15 protein-coding genes are annotated in these 15,043 nt (G+C 72.6%); 6 read left to right on the top strand and 9 right to left on the bottom strand.

Features of this window, described 5'->3' with window-relative positions; genetic code table 11:
• Positions 1 to 25 precede the first annotated feature (25 nt).
• From ACVJ1F_RS10550 to ACVJ1F_RS10530, 5 genes are all read right to left on the bottom strand, one after another.
• Positions 26 to 2,047: a glycosyl hydrolase gene (locus tag ACVJ1F_RS10550; protein ID WP_456886057.1), complete on the bottom strand. Its 2,022-nt coding sequence runs from the start codon at positions 2,045 to 2,047 to the stop codon at positions 26 to 28.
• Positions 2,048 to 2,226: 179 nt separating this feature from the next.
• Positions 2,227 to 2,958, bottom strand: coding sequence for an efflux RND transporter periplasmic adaptor subunit (locus tag ACVJ1F_RS10545; protein ID WP_056043811.1), 732 nt, complete (start codon positions 2,956 to 2,958; stop codon positions 2,227 to 2,229).
• A complete protein-coding gene (locus ACVJ1F_RS10540) occupies positions 2,955 to 5,030 on the bottom strand; it encodes a glycosyltransferase family 2 protein (protein WP_235452281.1) in 2,076 nt (691 codons plus the stop codon). Before ACVJ1F_RS10540 ends, ACVJ1F_RS10545 begins: the two co-directional genes overlap by 4 nt.
• 538 nt (positions 5,031 to 5,568) lie before the next feature.
• On the bottom strand, positions 5,569 to 6,459 hold the full coding sequence (locus ACVJ1F_RS10535; protein ID WP_123571355.1) for a hypothetical protein: 891 nt from the start codon (positions 6,457 to 6,459) through the stop codon (positions 5,569 to 5,571).
• Positions 6,460 to 6,484: 25 nt separating this feature from the next.
• Positions 6,485 to 7,123 (bottom strand): DUF2510 domain-containing protein, encoded by a 639-nt coding sequence (locus ACVJ1F_RS10530; RefSeq protein ID WP_456886054.1) that lies wholly within the window; start codon positions 7,121 to 7,123, stop codon positions 6,485 to 6,487.
• Positions 7,124 to 7,301: 178 nt separating this feature from the next.
• On the opposite strand from ACVJ1F_RS10530, the gene ACVJ1F_RS10525 reads away from it, so the two are divergent.
• Positions 7,302 to 7,745 carry a hypothetical protein gene (locus ACVJ1F_RS10525; RefSeq protein WP_043596785.1) on the top strand — a complete coding sequence of 148 codons (444 nt, stop codon included), beginning with the start codon at positions 7,302 to 7,304 and terminating at the stop codon, positions 7,743 to 7,745.
• Between the two features lie 69 nt (positions 7,746 to 7,814).
• Here the strand turns inward: ACVJ1F_RS10525 and ACVJ1F_RS10520 are convergent, their stop codons facing one another.
• A complete protein-coding gene (locus tag ACVJ1F_RS10520; protein WP_123571357.1) occupies positions 7,815 to 8,855 on the bottom strand; it encodes a glycosyl hydrolase family 18 protein in 1,041 nt (346 codons plus the stop codon).
• Between the two features lie 74 nt (positions 8,856 to 8,929).
• Here ACVJ1F_RS10520 and ACVJ1F_RS10515 point away from each other — a divergent pair, with 74 nt between their 5' ends.
• Complete coding sequence (locus tag ACVJ1F_RS10515; RefSeq protein ID WP_056043833.1) at positions 8,930 to 9,259, top strand: DUF3140 domain-containing protein; 330 nt, start codon at positions 8,930 to 8,932, stop codon at positions 9,257 to 9,259.
• Between the two features lie 75 nt (positions 9,260 to 9,334).
• Positions 9,335 to 10,009, top strand: a complete 675-nt coding sequence (locus ACVJ1F_RS10510) for an SDR family oxidoreductase (RefSeq protein WP_123571358.1) — start codon at positions 9,335 to 9,337, stop codon at positions 10,007 to 10,009.
• A 139-nt stretch (positions 10,010 to 10,148) separates the two neighbouring features.
• Here the strand turns inward: ACVJ1F_RS10510 and ACVJ1F_RS10505 are convergent, their stop codons facing one another.
• The gene (locus ACVJ1F_RS10505) at positions 10,149 to 10,361 is read right to left on the bottom strand and encodes a hypothetical protein (RefSeq protein WP_043596779.1); all 213 of its coding nucleotides are present in this window, start codon (positions 10,359 to 10,361) and stop codon (positions 10,149 to 10,151) included.
• A gap of 87 nt (positions 10,362 to 10,448) precedes the next feature.
• On the opposite strand from ACVJ1F_RS10505, the gene ACVJ1F_RS10500 reads away from it, so the two are divergent.
• Entirely contained in the window at positions 10,449 to 11,897 is a 1,449-nt protein-coding gene (locus ACVJ1F_RS10500; protein WP_456886051.1) for a glucose-6-phosphate dehydrogenase, read from the top strand.
• Between the two features lie 171 nt (positions 11,898 to 12,068).
• On the opposite strand, the gene ACVJ1F_RS10495 is transcribed toward ACVJ1F_RS10500, so the two are convergent.
• Positions 12,069 to 12,899, bottom strand: a complete 831-nt coding sequence (locus ACVJ1F_RS10495) for a transglutaminase-like domain-containing protein (protein ID WP_456886049.1) — start codon at positions 12,897 to 12,899, stop codon at positions 12,069 to 12,071.
• A gap of 113 nt (positions 12,900 to 13,012) precedes the next feature.
• Between ACVJ1F_RS10495 and ACVJ1F_RS10490 the strand changes: the two genes are divergently transcribed.
• Positions 13,013 to 13,309: a hypothetical protein gene (locus ACVJ1F_RS10490; protein WP_043596776.1), complete on the top strand. Its 297-nt coding sequence runs from the start codon at positions 13,013 to 13,015 to the stop codon at positions 13,307 to 13,309.
• Between the two features lie 62 nt (positions 13,310 to 13,371).
• The gene (locus ACVJ1F_RS10485; protein ID WP_456886047.1) at positions 13,372 to 13,671 is read left to right on the top strand and encodes a hypothetical protein; all 300 of its coding nucleotides are present in this window, start codon (positions 13,372 to 13,374) and stop codon (positions 13,669 to 13,671) included.
• A gap of 191 nt (positions 13,672 to 13,862) precedes the next feature.
• Here ACVJ1F_RS10485 and ACVJ1F_RS10480 read toward each other — a convergent pair whose 3' ends face one another.
• Positions 13,863 to 14,759: an aggregation-promoting factor C-terminal-like domain-containing protein gene (locus ACVJ1F_RS10480; protein WP_456886045.1), complete on the bottom strand. Its 897-nt coding sequence runs from the start codon at positions 14,757 to 14,759 to the stop codon at positions 13,863 to 13,865.
• Positions 14,760 to 15,043 lie beyond the last annotated feature (284 nt).

The following is a 15,043-nucleotide window of genomic DNA, read 5'->3' as shown; positions in this document are numbered from 1 at the left end:
CGACCCGCGCCTCCTGCGTTCGGCCCTACCGCGTGCCGGCGGTCATCACGTAGGCCATCGCGTAGGCCCGCGAGTTGCCGTCGTCGATGCCCGTCTCGGGCAGATCGGCGAGTGCCGTCAGGGCCGCCGCGGCCTGGTCGGGACCCTCGAGGGCCGAGTACATCAGCACGTAGTCGCCGAGCGGCCGGTCGAAGCCCGAGGCGCTCGCCTCGTCGACCACGCGCGCGATCTGCCGGGCGCCTCCGCCCGCCGACGACGTCAGGTACGACACAGAGGTCGGGCTCAGCGGGATCAACTGGATGCCCGCGATCGCCGACGGCTCGGCCGAGAACCACGTGCCGTAGTCGCGCTTGCCACCCCAGGTCAGCGACACGATCGCGTGTCCGTAGCCGGATGACGTCGGGCCGGTCAGGTCGGGGGCGAGCCAGTAGGCCAGCGCCGACGAGGCCTCGCCGCTGAGCATCCACGACGCCTCGTCGCCGAGCGCGTCGTCACCCGTGGCCGCGGCCCAGAGCGACAGGCCCGCGTAGGCGTTGACCGCCTCGGACGACGACTCCTGGTTGTTCCCGTCGGCGAACGGCGAGTAGCCCGAGGCCCAGCTGTGCGACCAGTAGGGGTCGAAGGCGCGCCGGTCGGGGAACGACCCGTTGTCGGCGCCCGAGGCGATGTCGGCGGCGAGCAGGTCCATGACCGGACGCCAGCGCTCGGCCAGTTCGGGGTCGTCGGCCGCGACGACGCCGGCGGCGTAGAGGAAGTAGCCGTAGTGGAAGTAGTGGTCGTTGAACTCGTCCGAGCCGAAGGACGCCGCCTTGCCGACGACGCCCTTCACCGCGGGGTCGTAGACGAAGCACTCCTGCTCGCGCGTCTCGCAGCCCGAGGGGTCGGTCCACCGGTCGAGTCGGTCGACGACCGACGTGCGGAGGGTCTCGGCCGACGCGTCGTCCCCGAGCTGCCGGGCGAGCTGCAGGAGCATCGCCGACCGGTAGAGCGCCTTGCCGCCGTAGTAGGTGTCGACCGGCGTCTCCGCCGTGCGGGCGACGTCGACCTCGACCTGGTCCTCGAGCTCCGTCCTCTGGTCGTCGCTCAGCCCCGAGAGGTCGAGCCCGGTCGAGGCCGTGGTGACCGGTGCGTCGAACGCCAGCGTCGAGCCGATCGACAACGGGACGGTGCCGTAGATCGTGTCGTAGCCCAGCCCGGTGCCGCCACCCGTCGCCGCGTCGCCCATGTGCGGGGCCGGGACGAGCAGGGTGTCTCCCCCGGCCGCCGTCTCGTAGCCGAGCTCGGTGGTCGACACCGCCGACGACCCGGACCCGGAGGCGCGGTGCGCGGTGGTCACCGACGTCAGCGGCGAGGCGGCCGCGTCGAGCACCGTCCGCACCTGCTCGTCGGTGGCCCCGTCGGGCAGCGGCACGAGGACGACCGAGCCGCCCTCGTCGAGCCGGACCGCCGTGCCGTCGAGGCTGCCGTCCGTCACGGCGACGCCCCACGTCGTGCTGCCGACGGTGAACGTGCCGCGCCCGTCGCCGACGGTCGTGACGGCAGTCCCGAGGGTGTCGGTCTGCGCGGTCGCGGCGGTGTACGAGACGACCGGCGAGCCCTCGGCGACGGTCGTGTGACCGAGCACCGCGTCGCCGTCGAGGTGGGCGATCGTCACCGAGACGTCGTCGTAGGCGCTGATCTCGGTCGCCGAGGCCTGGACGTCGAGGGTGACGTCGGGCAGGGCGGGCGACACGATCGCCTTCTCGGAGGCCACCGGCACCGGCAGTCCCGCGGCGAAGCCGGCCTGCGTCAGCTGGAACGAGATCGGGAACGGGAACACGGGCGTCGGCTCGTCACCGAAGACCAGCCCCGAGAACCAGCTGTTGGTCGGCGGGACGAGGCCATCGGCGAGGCGCATGGTCGGGACGGTGCCGACCGACTCGTGGGGCAGGGCGGCGACCAGGGGGTCGACCTGCGAGGAGGGGAACACGTCGCCTCCGGCGTCGGGGCGGCCCGTGGTGTCGCCGTCCGTGTCCGAGCCGCCGGTGCAGCCGGCCAGCACGAGCACGCCGGCCGTGCCGAGGGCGACGCCGGCGAGGACCCGGCGGAGGGTCGGGAGGCGCGGGGCGGGTCGGATCTCGACCCGCGCCTCCCGGGGGTGACGGGCCGGCCCGGAACCGATCGGTGATCCCGAACGATCCCGTCGGCCGGACCGACCCGTCGTCTTTCTCCGTGCGCCGGGGATCGTCAGACCCCGATCTGGCGCAGGAAGTCCTGCATGGTGTCCACGGGCCCGGCGAGGATGCCGTCGTCGCGGAGGTGCATGGTCGCCTCGACCGGCGTGCCGCTCGCGACGAGGCCGTTGTAGGCCCCTTCGCTCAGCTGGTCGCTGACCACGCGGACGGTGGCCGCGGCCGCGCCGTCCTTGGTCTGCACGCTGACCAGGTCGACGCTGCCCTCGACGACCTGCTGGTTGGGCAGCATCACGTCGACGGTCGCGCCGTCCTGGATGCGCTCGTAGTCGCGGGGCGTGAGCGTGAAGTCGGCGTCCACGAAGAGCGTGCCGGCCTTCTCGATGGTCGCGACGGACGTGCCCGAACCGAGGAACCCGCCCTCGCGGACGTCGAGCTGCGACAGCGTGCCGTCGACGGTGGCCATGAAGGTGATGGTGCCGTCGTCGTCCACCGTGTAGGCGTCCGTGTCGGGGACGACGACGTCGTCCGCGAGGTCCTTCTGCAGCGAGGGGCTCTGCAGCGAGAAGAGCACGTCGCCCTTCTTCACCCGGTCGCCGACCTCGGCGTCGGTCGAGGTGACCGTGCCGCTGTAGTCGGTGCCGACGGAGAAGTCCTGGCTCGCGATGGCGGCACTGGTGCTGATGACCTGGGCCTGCCGCTGCGTGAAGATGACGGTGAAGACGGCCACGAGGGCGAGCACCACCAGGATGCCGACGGTCATCTTGATCCTGTTGCCCCAGGTCATGAGACCACCTTCTCTCGGTCGTTCGTGTCGTGTCGGTCGGGTCCGGACACCGGTCCCGCGTGCTGTGTGTGCGACGCCTCGTCGCCGTGCTGCGCCTCGTGGGCGTGCTGGTCGTCGGCCACGGCCAGTCGGGCCTCGAGCAGGTGACGCCGCTCGTCGTCGCGCCGGCGCTGCTCGAGTCGCTGCTCGGACGACAGCTCGAGGAACTCGTCGTGGCTCCGGGGCAGGGGCCGGGCGACCTGGGTGCGGAGGGTCTGCGTGGCCACGGGCCCGGTCGTGATCGGACCGGCGACGGTCGTGCGAGCGCTCGACCCCGAGCGGGCGGCACGCTTGATGGCTCCGGCCTCACGCAGGGCGGCGAGCAGGAAGGCCGAGAGCACGGCGGTGTTGATCAGGTTCCAGACCGTCGCGAGCGTGAGCACCCGGTTGTCCCAGTCCCGCCAGATCGCGACGAGCGAGGTGAGCGACAGGAAGAGCCAGAACAGCACCTGGGGCACGAGCACGTTGAACGGACTCGACGCCTTGCCTCCGCCGGTCACGTGCCAAGCCGTGTCCTTGCCGCTCAGCACGTTCCACAACGCCTTGACGTAGATCGGGAACGACACCGACGCGAGCATCAGCACTTCCCAGCGGAACGACCCGAGGGTGAAGAAGGCGAGCGCGATCTGCAGCAGGTAGAAGCCCGAGTAGAAGAGCAGCCACTGCAGCACCGAGATGTGCAGGTTCATCGGGCGCAGGTCGAAGAAGATCTCCATCGGCGGCACCATGATCAGCAGCAGCGGGGCGATGCCCGTCAGGTAGTGGGTCGCCGTCAGCGTGTACTGGAAGCGCTGGTCCATCGTCAGGGTGCGGCGGGGGCTCAGCGGGTTGTGCCGGAAGAGGATCTCGAAGCCGCCGGTCGCCCAGCGCAGCTGCTGCTTGCTGTACGCCTCGATGGTCTCGGGGGCGTCGCCGATCGCGAGCGTCATCGGGATGTAGATCGAGCGCCACCCGGCCTCGTGCAGGAACAGGCTCGTCCAGACGTCCTCGGACTTCGAGTCGGTGTCGATGCCGCCGACCTCGTCGATCGCCGCACGGCGGAAGATGACGTTGGTGCCGACGCAGAACGCGGCGTTGAACCGGTTGCGGCCAGGCTGGATGTACCGGTAGAAGACGGCCTGCATGTAGCCGGCGCCGCGGCTGACGATGCTCACGAGGTTGCCGTACGACTGCGGGGTCTGGACGAAGGCGACCTTCTCGTCGATGAAGAACGGCACGGTCTCGTGCAGGAACATCGGCTTGGGCACGAAGTCCGCGTCGAAGATGGCGAAGTAGTCGCCCTTGGCCACCGACAGGGCGTAGTTGACGTTGCCCGCCTTGGCGCCGTGGCTGGTCAGCCGGCGGATGTACCGGGCGCCGAGCCTCGCGGTGAGGTCCTTGACCTCGTCGCTCCGACCGTCGTCCAGCACCCAGGTGCGGTGCGCGCCCTGCATCGCGACGGCGGCCTGGACCGTCATCGCGATCTTCGACAGTTCTTCGCCGTAGACCGTGACGAAGACGTCGACGACGACGGTCTTCCCGTCGACGACGATCGGCCACAGGTGCGGCTGGTCGCGGACGCCGAGCCGGTCGATCGCGTCCTCGTCGTAGAGCGTGTCCTGCGTCGAGTGGAAGTCGAAGTCCCGGGGGTTCTGACCGCCCGAGAGGATCGTCCACATGGCCAGGAGGGCCTGCAGCACCAGGACGGCCTCGGCGATGATCACCGCGACGTAGGGCAGCAGGTCACCGCGGTTGGCGGGGTTCAGCAGGAACTGCCCGTAGAGCAGGATGCCCATGGTGCAGGCGAGCACGAGCAGCACCATGAAGGGTGAGTGGGCACGCCCCTCGGTGCGCGAGACGACCGACGCGTGGTGGTCGCTCGTGATGCGCGTCGTGGGGCGTGCCCGCGATCCCCGCTCCTCGTCGTGGTGTGCCAGGCGCCTCAGTTCGCTGCGCGAGCGAGGTGCCACGTCGAGGGCGGGGCCGGTGTCGGGTGCACCGGTGTCGGGTCGGTTTTCGGCGTCGCTGTCGCGGACGCGCATGGTTCGGGACATGCGTGTTCTCTCCGGGTTCGGGTCTGAGAGACGACCGGACGCCGGCGGCGGTGGGTGACCGCCGTCGGACGTCCGGAGGGGCGTCGGCGACGGCGGCGACTCGAGGTGACGCGCCGGGGTGGGCGGCGGTCGGGTGGGAGCCAGGGGCTCCCGTTTCGGGTCCGTCGACTGCGAGCGGTTCGGGCCACTCGATCGACGGGTTCGCCTCCGGTGTGGGCCTTTCGGGGGACCGTTCCGGGGACGTGTCGAAACAGTACAGGGTCGTTCCCGCCGATTCGCGACACCCGTTCGGGGGGTACGCCCCCTCGAAGGGGTCACAGGCCGCATGGACAGCGGGGAGGTGACACCCGTCCCGGCCCGAGGCTCACCCGTCTCACCCGTCCGGGGGGCACGCCGCGGGGCGGGTGGCACCGACCCCGGCGAGCGGGCCGAGGAGGTGCGGGTGGCGTCCTCGAGGACGGCCACGCCCGGGCGTGTCGCAGGCCGGTGCCGTCGTGGGCAGTGCCCGTCGCGGACCCGGACGCGTGGCGGCCGGGCGTCAGACGGTGAGGTCGGCCAGCCAACCGGCCAGGAACTCGGCCCCGGCCTCGTCGTGGATCGCGCCCGTCGAGCTCGTCAGCACCGGGTACGGCGTCGCCGGCACGCCGTCGGCCGGGCGGACGTCGACGTGCGCGACCGCGTGACCCTGCGCGTGGAGCCAGTCGGCCATGGCGTAGTCGCTGCGCGAGTCGCCGACCGTGCGCCAGGCGAGCGGGGGCTCGCCGTCGGCCGCCAGCAGCTCGAGCGCCCGCTCGGCCCCCAGGTCCTTGCCGAGCCGCACCGACTCGATGTCGGTCGAGATGATCGTCGGGTCGACGCGCCACTGCACGGCCCCGGAGGCGTCGGGCCGCACGTCGTCGAGTCGGCGCACGCCGAAGCCCCGGCGGACCAGCGCCTGCATCGCCTTCTCGTCGAGGTCGCGTTGCCGGCCCAGGTAGGTCGACGACTCGACGCTCGTGAGCTGCTCGATCGAGACCATCGCGTGCTTGGTCGTGTCGTAGAACACCAGGTCGGCGAACTCGTCCGCCACCAACGCCTGCATCTCGGCGCCGAAGTCGGCGGGCATGGCGAGCGACGAGTCGACCTCGATCGGGCCGATGCCGTCGACACCGTGCTCGGGGCCGATCGTGAACCAGACGGCACCCTTCTCGCAGACGCCGTGCACCCGCGCCCCCTCGGGCAGGCCGGCCGCGAGCAGCGGACCGACGACCTCCTCACGGATGAACGCGTCCGAGCGCCCCGTGTTGAAGACGATCGGCACGCCGAGGGCGGCGAGCGCCACGAGGTCGCGCGTGATCGCGGGCAGCGCGATGCTGCGGGTCACGGGGCTGGCGATCGGGCCGTCGACGTCGAGGAGCAGGCCGAGTCGGGGTGCGCTGGAGGAGGTCACGGGACCATCCTCGCAGCAGGTCCGGCTACGGGGCGGTCGGCAGGGACGGCATCGTCCGCACGAACTCGGCGAAGGCCACGATGAACACCGAGAACGCGACCACGATCGTGATCAGGTAGACGGCGATGAAGAGCCACAGCGGCGCGAGCCCGCCACCGGTGCGACGCTTCACGACGACCGAGCGACCGACGACGTAGACGACCGTGAGGAACGCCCACGGCCACGGGAACGGCTTCACGATGCCCCGGGCCGTCAACGCCCGGTGGTCGAGCCAGGCGAAGACGACCGTCAGTGCGTAGACGAGCAGGCCGATGCCCATGTAGGCGAGGTAGCCCGGCGTGAACGGCGACTGGTAGACGCCCGGGGTGATCGTGGCGGTGCGCTCGAGGTAGTCGCCGACGTCCCAGAAGGCGAGCCCGATCAGCTGCACCAGCGGCAGCAGGACGAGCACCCAGATGAACGGGGTCGAGGTGCTGACGCCGGGGTTGGTGCCCTTGAGCGGGTCGGCGTACCCACCGGGCCCGGGGTAGGGCTGCTGCCCGGGCTGCTGCGCCTGGGGGTGCTGGCTCTGGTACGGCGGGGAGTACCGGGGGTCCTGCTGGTTCTGGGGGTTCTGCTGGCTCTGGGGGTTCTGCCAGGGCTGCTGGCCGGGGGCGTCGCTCACGGTGTCTCCGTCGTCGTCGTGGGTGGGCAGGTCGGGTCGTCGTCGCGCGTCGGGCCGCTCTCCGGCAGCGTAGTGCGGCGGCTCGACTCGGCGCCCGCTCCGGTTTCCGCCTGTGGACGGACCTGTGAGGGCAGCTCGGGTGGGAGGATGGCGGGAACCCCTCGACAGGAGATCACCCGTGGCGTCGCTCCCCCTTTCCGTCATCACCGCACTCGAGGCCTTCGCCGCGCCCGATCGCAAACAATCCGTGCACGACCTCGCCGTCGACCCTGCCGGCCCCGAAGAGCAGGCCCTCGCCGACCTGACCGGGTCGGTCGAGTGGGTCGACATGGCCGTCGCCCACCCGCTCGGTCCCGACCGCAGCGACCCCGAGGGCATGCGCCGACTGCTGCAGGCGATGGGAGCAGAGGGCCGCTGCGCCGTCCTGTCGGCGTCGGGTTCCGAAGACGACCGCGACCTCGGCGGCGCCCTCGACGGCGTGCTGCACCAAGAAGGCGGCGCGCTCGTCGTCTGCCGTCCGGGTCCGCTCGCGCTGCTGATCACCGGCCGCGGCGAACACTGGCTGCTGAGCGACCGGGACATCCCCCAGCTGACCGGCCCGATCGGCGTCGTCACGCCGTAGGCGGCACCCTTCGGCGGCGATCCGGCACGAGCCGCATCCGTGGCCGCAGGGCGGCGCGTCGCCCGGACGTCAGCCGCGGCGGATCGGGTCGCCCGTCGTCAGCTGCCAGATCGCGACGCCGTGGAGCCCCTTCGACTCGGCCAGATCGGCGCGCGCGGTGATCGAGCGACCGTCCGACCACCAGAGGGTCGAGCCGTCGCCGGGCGAGGCGGTGTACTCGGCCTGGTCGGCGTCCCACGAACCCGTGGACTGCGCAGCGGTGCGGGCCTCGGCGACCGACAGCGCGCCTCCTGCGGTGCCGTCGCCCGTCCACCGGTAGCCGTACCCCGCGACGCCGAGGTCGAGGCGGTCGGCCGGGACGGACTCGAGTGCGGCGTCGAGGACCTCACCGACCCAGGGCAGGCCGCCGACGGGCCCCGGTTCGCTGAACCCGGCGCCGTGCTGGTCGTAGGCCATGAGCACGAACCGGTCGACGGAGTCGGACAGGGCGGCGAGGTCGTAGCCGAGGTCCGCGTACCCCGCCGGGTCGGTGCTGGGCTGCAGGGCCATCGAGATGCTCGCGTCGTCGGGCAGGGCGTCGCGGAGCTCGGCGGCGAAGTCCACCAGTCCCGGGGCGTCCGCGGCGGAGAGCGACTCGAAGTCGATCTGGACGCCGTCCCAGCCGCCGTTGACGACTTCTCCGGTGAGGCCCGACACGACGAACTCGCGGTTGGCCCGGCTCGACAGCAGTTGCGACGCGAGCTCACCGCTGAAGCCGTCCTGGCCCGCGTTGACGACGAGCAACTCGGCCTTCCCGCCCGCCGACTGGGCGGCCTCGCGGAGGGAGTTGGCCGACTCGTCGCTCGGTGCGACCCCGGCCCCGCCGGTCGTGATCGCGACGCCCGAGACGCCGACCGTGTCGATCGCCGACCCGCTGCGGTCGAGCGCCTCGACGGCGGCCGTCGTCGCGTCGGGTGAGGCGATGGCGTAGCCCTCGACCGCGAGCCCTGCCGGGATCTTCGCCTGCGGCGCGACCGTCGGGTTGTTCCCGTCGGCGGAGCACGACGACATCGTGACCGCGAGCGAGGCGGCGAGCAGCAGGGCGGCGGTGCCGGCGGTCAGGGTGCGCACCGTGCCATCTTCGTCGATCCGGCGGAGCGGTGCGGCGCGGGGCGGTGCCGTCCGGGGCGTGCTTGGCTCGTCGCATGGCAGACGACGGACGACAGCAGACCTGGGACGAGTTCCACGACGACGTGAACATGACGGCCTCGACGCTTCGCGAGTGGCTCGACACCGACGAGTCGCGCGAGGTGGGGCAGAAGGACGGCGGCGAGTCCGTCGGGCACGAGAGCGGCCGGCACATCGTGCGCATCCTCGAGAAGAAGAAGGCCGACCTGACCGACGCCGACTGGAAGCACATGGAGAAGGTCCACGGCTACGTCGCGCGGCACTCGAAGCAGCGCCCCTCGGGCGACGTCACCGACACGAAGTGGCGCTGGTCGCTCATGAACTGGGGCCACGACCCGCTGGCCTGACCGGCGACCGGCCCGACCGGGCCGACCGGGCCGACCGGGCCGACCGGCGGCCCGCGGGACCGGCAGACTGGTCGGATGAAGACCGCACTCGTCACCGGGGGCTCGCGGGGCATCGGCCTCGCCGTCGTCCGAGACCTCGCCCGCACCCACCACGTGATCGTCCACGGACGGGACGAGGAGGCGCTGCGGGCGATCACCGCCGACCTCCCGTCCGCGACGGCGTGGGCCGCGGACCTCTCGGGCCCGGCCCTCACGGTGCCGCCGCTCGACGGACTCGACGTGCTGGTGCACGCGGCCGGCGTCATCGGCGGGCGCGCCGTCGCCGACACGGAGCGCGACGACTGGCGGCGCGTCTTCGAGGTGAACGTGTTCGCCGTCGCCGAGGTGACGCGGCAGCTGCTGCCGGCGCTGCGGGCGGCGCAGGGCACGGTCGTGTCGATCAACAGCGGCTCGGGGTTCACGGCAGGGCCCGACGGCAGCACCTACGCGGCGAGCAAGTTCGCCCTGCGCGCGCTGACCGACGCCCTGCGCGAGGAGGAACGTCCGCACGGCGTCCGGGTCAGCTCGGTGCACCCGGGCCGCGTCGACACCGACATGCAGCACGAGTTGGTCACGGCCGAGGGTGGCACGTACGACACGTCGCTCTACCTCGAGCCGCAGTCCGTCGCGGATGCGGTGCGGCTCGTGGTCGACCTGCCGCACGGGGCGACCGCCGAGGTCGTCTCGGTGCGCCCCACCCGCCGCGCCTGACCCGCCGGGCAGCGAGGCCGGACGCATGTCGCACCGCCGACTGAGCATCGCACCGCCCACTTCGGCGGTGCGATGTCCACTGGGCGGTGCGACGCCCATCGGGTGGTGCGGACCGCGGGTGGTGCCGACCGCGGTTGGGTCAGCTGTAGTCGTGGCCCGAGACGCCGAGGGAGCGGTAGACGTACTCGCCGCCCTCGCTGGCGTCGTCGTCGAGCTCCCACATCAGGTCCTCGCCGTCGGAGGCCCCGGGACGCGTGACGCTCTTCTGCGGCAGCCCGTCGATGAGGGTGAGTTCTTCGGTGGTGGTCTCGTCGTGGCCGACGAAGCGGGCGGTGTAGGTCTGGTCGCTCATGGCGTGGACGGTACGCCGGGTGCTCCGAGGCGGCCCGTCGCACCCCCTCCCGGGCGCGGCCGGGCGCGGCCCACTACCGTTCACGGCATGAGCGAGAAGAAGGCCCCCGAGCCGGCGACCCTGTTGATCCTGGGCGCGAGCGGGGACCTCGCCGCGCGCCTCCTGATGCCCGGCCTCGGCGGCCTGTTGTCGATCGAGCCTCCCCGGCGAGTGCAGCTGATCGGCGCCGGCGTCGAGGAGTACACCGATGCCGAGTGGAAGGCACGCGTGAAGACGTCGTTCGACAGCGTCCACGCGAGCGGCCCCGCCGTCGACGCGTTGCTCGAGTCGACCACGTACATCACGGCCGACGTGACCGGGGCCGACGGCCTCCGCGGCCTCCTCGAGGCCTGTGACGCGCCTCCGTCCATCTACTTCGCGCTGCCGCCGGCCATCACCGAGAAGGCCTGTGCCGCCCTCCGCGAGGTCGACCTGCCCGAGGGGACGGCGCTCGCCCTCGAGAAGCCGTTCGGCACCGACCTCGCCAGCGCGAAGAAGCTCAACCGCGAGGTGCTGAAGCTCGTGCACGAGGACCAGGTGCACCGCGTCGACCACTTCCTGGGCCGCTCGACCGTGCTCAACCTGCTCGGCCTGCGGTTCGCGAACCGCCTGATCGAGCCCATGCTCAACAACCAGCACGTCGAGAGCATCGAGATCGTCTACGACGAAGAACTCGGCCTCGAGAACCGCGCGCGCTACTACGACCACGCCGGCGCCATGGTCGACATGATCCAGAGCCACCTGCTGCAGGTGATGGCCGTGCTGACGATGAACGCCCCCGCCACGCTCGGCGCGGCCGACCTGCGCGACGAGAAGGAGTTGGTGCTGCGCGCGACCCACGTCTGGGACGACGACGCCGTCGCGAACTCCCGCCGTGCCCGCTACGGGAAGGGCGAGGTGGACGGCCGCACCCTGCCCGCCTACGTCGACGAGGACGGCGTGGACGCGTCGCTCGAGACCGAGACGCTGGCCGAGGTCGTCGTCGAGGTGGCGAACTGGCGGTGGGCCGGCGTGCCGATCCTGCTGCGCTCGGGCAAGGCCCTGGCCTCGCGTCGCCGCGAGATCGTCATCACGTTCCGGCCGCCCACCCACGTCCCGAAGGAGTTCGTCGGCGGAGGCACCCCCGACCGCCTGCGCATCGCGATCTCACCCGACGAGATGTCGCTCGAGCTGAACGTCAACGGGCCGGGCGACTCGTACGACCTGTCGCGCGCCTCCCTGCACGCCGACTTCGGCGCGGCCGACCTGACGGCCTACGGCGAGGTGCTCGAGGGCATCCTCGACGACGACCCGACGCTCTCGGTGCGCGGCGATTCGGCGGAGGAGGGGTGGCGCATCGTCGCCCCCGTCGTCAAGGCCTGGAAGACCGGCGAGGTCGCGATCGACGAGTACCCGGCGGGGTCGGCCGGACCGACGTCCTGGCCCGCGGGCGTGCACCAGAACGAGCCCGCCGTCCGCGCCCGCGAGGGCGCGAAGCTGGCGCACCGCGAGGACTGAGCCGCGGGGGGCCGGCAGGCGCACGCCGCCCCGCGCACGCCGCCACGAGGTAAACGATCCGCCACGCGATCGTGTGGCGGCGTGTTTACTTCGTAGCGGGGTGGGTCGGGGCCAGGGCGGGGCGGCAGGCAGCGGCGGCGCGAGCGCAGGAGGCGCGGTGCCGGCGGGCGGTCAGCCGAGGCTGACGAAGGTGCTCACGTCGTCGCGCGGCAGCTCGTCGGCGACGGCTCCCACCTGCATCCCCGCGACCGTGACGCGGCCGCCGTGGCTCGAGAGGAACGCTGTGTCGGAGGCGTCCCGTCCGGTCGCGATGCGCACGAGCGTCTGACGCGGGGCCAGGCCGGTCGCGTCGACCACGTGCCAGGCACCGTCGACGAAGGCCTCGGCCACGGCGTGGAAGTCCATCGGAGACAGGCCCGGGGCGTAGACGCTGACGAGCCGCGCAGGAACGTCGAGCCCCCGCAGCAGGGCGATCACGAGGTGCGCGTAGTCGCGGCAGACGCCCTGCCGGTCGAGCAGGGTCTGCACCGCGCCGTCGGTCGGCGCGCTGGCCCCGGGCACGTAGGCGAGGTGCGAGCCGACCCACGTCGCGACCGCGGCCAGCAGCTCGCGCCCCTCGAGCCCGCCGAACTCGGCGCGGGCCGTCGGGCTGAGCGTGTCCGACTCGCAGTAGCGGCTGGGGCGCCGGTAGCGCACGAGGTCGAGGTCGTCGACGGCGGGCTCGTCGAGCCGTCCGTCGACGACGACCCGGTAGTCGACGGTGACCCGGCCGGCCCCGACCTCGCACAGGTGGAGGAGGGTGCCGTGGTGGTCGTGCAGCTCGCGGACCTCGAGGGGTGTGCCGTGCTGGGTGACGGCCAGCGCCTCCTCGGTGATGCGGGCGGTGCCGGCCTGCGCCACCGCGTCGGGAGCGGCGTAGGCGCGGGAGGCGGCGATCGACAGGACGAACTCGGCGGGGCCGTCGACGTCGAACTCGAGCCGGGCGGACGCGGTGCGCTTCATGACCAGAGGGTGGCACGGTCGTGAGTCGAACGTGTTTCGGGGTCCGCCGTGAAGCGGCTGCGACCCTGCTGGGACCGTCGCTCGATGTCGGTGGTGACGGGTTGGATGAGCGCATGCCCTCGTACCGCGTCACGCTCACCGTCGGCACCCTGCGCCCCGGGGTGCGGCCCGACTCGGTGCTGCCCGCGGCCGCCGCGAGTGCGGCCGGGTTGACGACCGTCGAGGCCAGCGACGTCACGCTCGTGCGCGGTGAGCCACGGTTGGTGGTGCGCTACGAATGTGCCGCCGACGAGCCCGCACACCGCATCGGGGCCGTCGTCGAGGCGACCGTGGGCGAGCTGGCCGACGTGGTCCAGGGACGCGTGACGCGCCGCGACGGCGGGGCGTGGACGCTGGTGGGCGCGGTCTGACCCGGGTGACGTCGGGCCGGCATCCCTCGATGCGTGGGACCCGCCGCGCGTAGGCTCCCGACATGGGGACGACGACGCGGACGCTGCTCACGACCACTGCTCGCACGGGGGTGGCCGCGGCGACGGTCCTGCTCGCCTCGGGGCTGCTGACGGCCTGCAGCGACGGCGACGACGACCCCGTGGTGACCGTCAGCCCGAGCGTCACCCCGTCGGCGACGCCCGAGAGCCCGACACCGGCACCCGCGCCTCCCACCGACGGCATCGTGACGCCGTCGCCGGGCCCGACCAGCCCGAGCCCGCGTCCCACGCCGGTCACCACCGACAAGCCCACCGACCGGCAGACGATCCCCCCGCAGAACTAGCGGTCGCGCCCCAGTGGCGCGTCAGTGCGCCCCCGTGGCGCGGCCGTGCGCCCTCGTGGCGCGGCCGTGCGCCCCCGTGGCGCGGCATCGCACCACGAACTGAACGTCGCACCGCGGATCTCCGCGGTGCGACGTTCAGGAGGCGGTGCGACGTCCGGCAGGCGAGGCGACCCGAGCCCGGGCCGATCCGGTCAGTACCAGTTGACGGACTGCGAGTGCGACCAGGCGCCGCACGGGGTGCCGTAGACCGACTTGATGTAGCCGAGCCCCCAGGTGATCTGCGTCTTGGCGCTCGTGGCCCAGTCGCTCCCGGCCGAGGCCATCTTGCTGCCGGGCAGCGCCTGCGGGATGCCGGTCGCGCCGCTGGGGTTGTAGGCCTTGTAGTTCCAGCCCGACTCCTTCGTCCAGAGCGAGACGAGGCACGAGAACTGGTCGCTGCCCCAGCCGTACTGGGACGACGCGAGGGACTGGGCCGTGGCCTTGGCCCCGTCGACCGAGTTGTCGGCGGCGGCGCGGGCGGCCTCGGCGGCGGCCGCGGCGTCGGCGGCGGCCTTCGCCTCGGCGGCTGCCTGGGCCTCGGCGGCGGCCTGCGCGGCAGCGGCGGCGGCAGCGGCCTGTCGGTCGGCCTCGGCGGCGGCGGACTGGACGGTCTGCGCCGAGAGCGCGGTCTTCTCGACGCGGTCGTTCAGCGTCGAGGCGTCGAGCTTCTCGTAGTCGGCCAGGGAGGCGACCTGGGTCTGCAAGTCGCTGGCGTCGGTCCGGCTCGAGGTCGAGGCCACGACCTGGTTCGCGATCTGGATCGTCGAGCGCGCCTTGGCCTGGGCCAACGAGGTGGCGATGTCCGCCTTCTGCTGCTTGACGTCGGCGGCGTGCTGCTCGGCCGTGATGGTGTCGGCACCGGCGGCCGACATCGAGGTGACCGCGAAGCCGGTGCCCGTGACGAGGGCGACCGCGGCGACGCCACCGATCAGCGAGAGGCGACGACGGGCGGTGCGACGGCGTCCGGCGGAGAGCGAGCGGCGCGTGGCGGGAGCCTCGGCGGCGGTCGCGGCGTCCGCGCCGGAGGCAGGGGTGTTCTCGGGGGTCATGTGGTCCTCGTGCTCGGCCGACCCGCGCCTCCGGTCGGGCAGGGCGCACACGGCGGTGCCGCACGGGCGCGGGGCGCACGAGGCGGCGGGGCCCCGCGGCAGAGGCGGGGGAAGCCGTGACAGGTCGGTGTCGGTCTCGCGAGGCCGTGGGGCCTCGACTCGTCCGCCGCAGCTGCCCTTCCGAGTCGGGACTCGATCGGGAGGGGCGCACGCGCCCGGGCGAAGTGACGAGTATGCAGAGACTTCCTGAGTAGAACCACACAATGCACTGTCGAACCGGGCAG

The sequence above is a fragment of the Frigoribacterium sp. 2355 genome (assembly GCF_054060695.1).
This window is presented reverse-complemented; position numbering and strand designations above follow the sequence as displayed.

Bases quoted from the DNA above. Each gene is read 5' to 3' on its own strand.
- ACVJ1F_RS10545 (WP_056043811.1), bottom strand. From the start codon at position 2,958: ATGACCTGGGGCAACAGGATCAAGATGACCGTCGGCATCCTGGTGGTG.
- ACVJ1F_RS10540 (WP_235452281.1), bottom strand. From the start codon at position 5,030: ATGTCCCGAACCATGCGCGTCCGCGACAGCGACGCCGAAAACCGACCC.
- ACVJ1F_RS10515 (WP_056043833.1), top strand. From the start codon at position 8,930: ATGGCAGACGACGGACGACAGCAGACCTGGGACGAGTTCCACGACGAC.
- ACVJ1F_RS10510 (WP_123571358.1), top strand. From the start codon at position 9,335: ATGAAGACCGCACTCGTCACCGGGGGCTCGCGGGGCATCGGCCTCGCC.
- ACVJ1F_RS10505 (WP_043596779.1), bottom strand. From the start codon at position 10,361: ATGAGCGACCAGACCTACACCGCCCGCTTCGTCGGCCACGACGAGACC.
- ACVJ1F_RS10500 (WP_456886051.1), top strand. From the start codon at position 10,449: ATGAGCGAGAAGAAGGCCCCCGAGCCGGCGACCCTGTTGATCCTGGGC.
- ACVJ1F_RS10495 (WP_456886049.1), bottom strand. From the start codon at position 12,899: ATGAAGCGCACCGCGTCCGCCCGGCTCGAGTTCGACGTCGACGGCCCC.
- ACVJ1F_RS10490 (WP_043596776.1), top strand. From the start codon at position 13,013: ATGCCCTCGTACCGCGTCACGCTCACCGTCGGCACCCTGCGCCCCGGG.
- ACVJ1F_RS10485 (WP_456886047.1), top strand. From the start codon at position 13,372: ATGGGGACGACGACGCGGACGCTGCTCACGACCACTGCTCGCACGGGG.
- ACVJ1F_RS10480 (WP_456886045.1), bottom strand. From the start codon at position 14,759: ATGACCCCCGAGAACACCCCTGCCTCCGGCGCGGACGCCGCGACCGCC.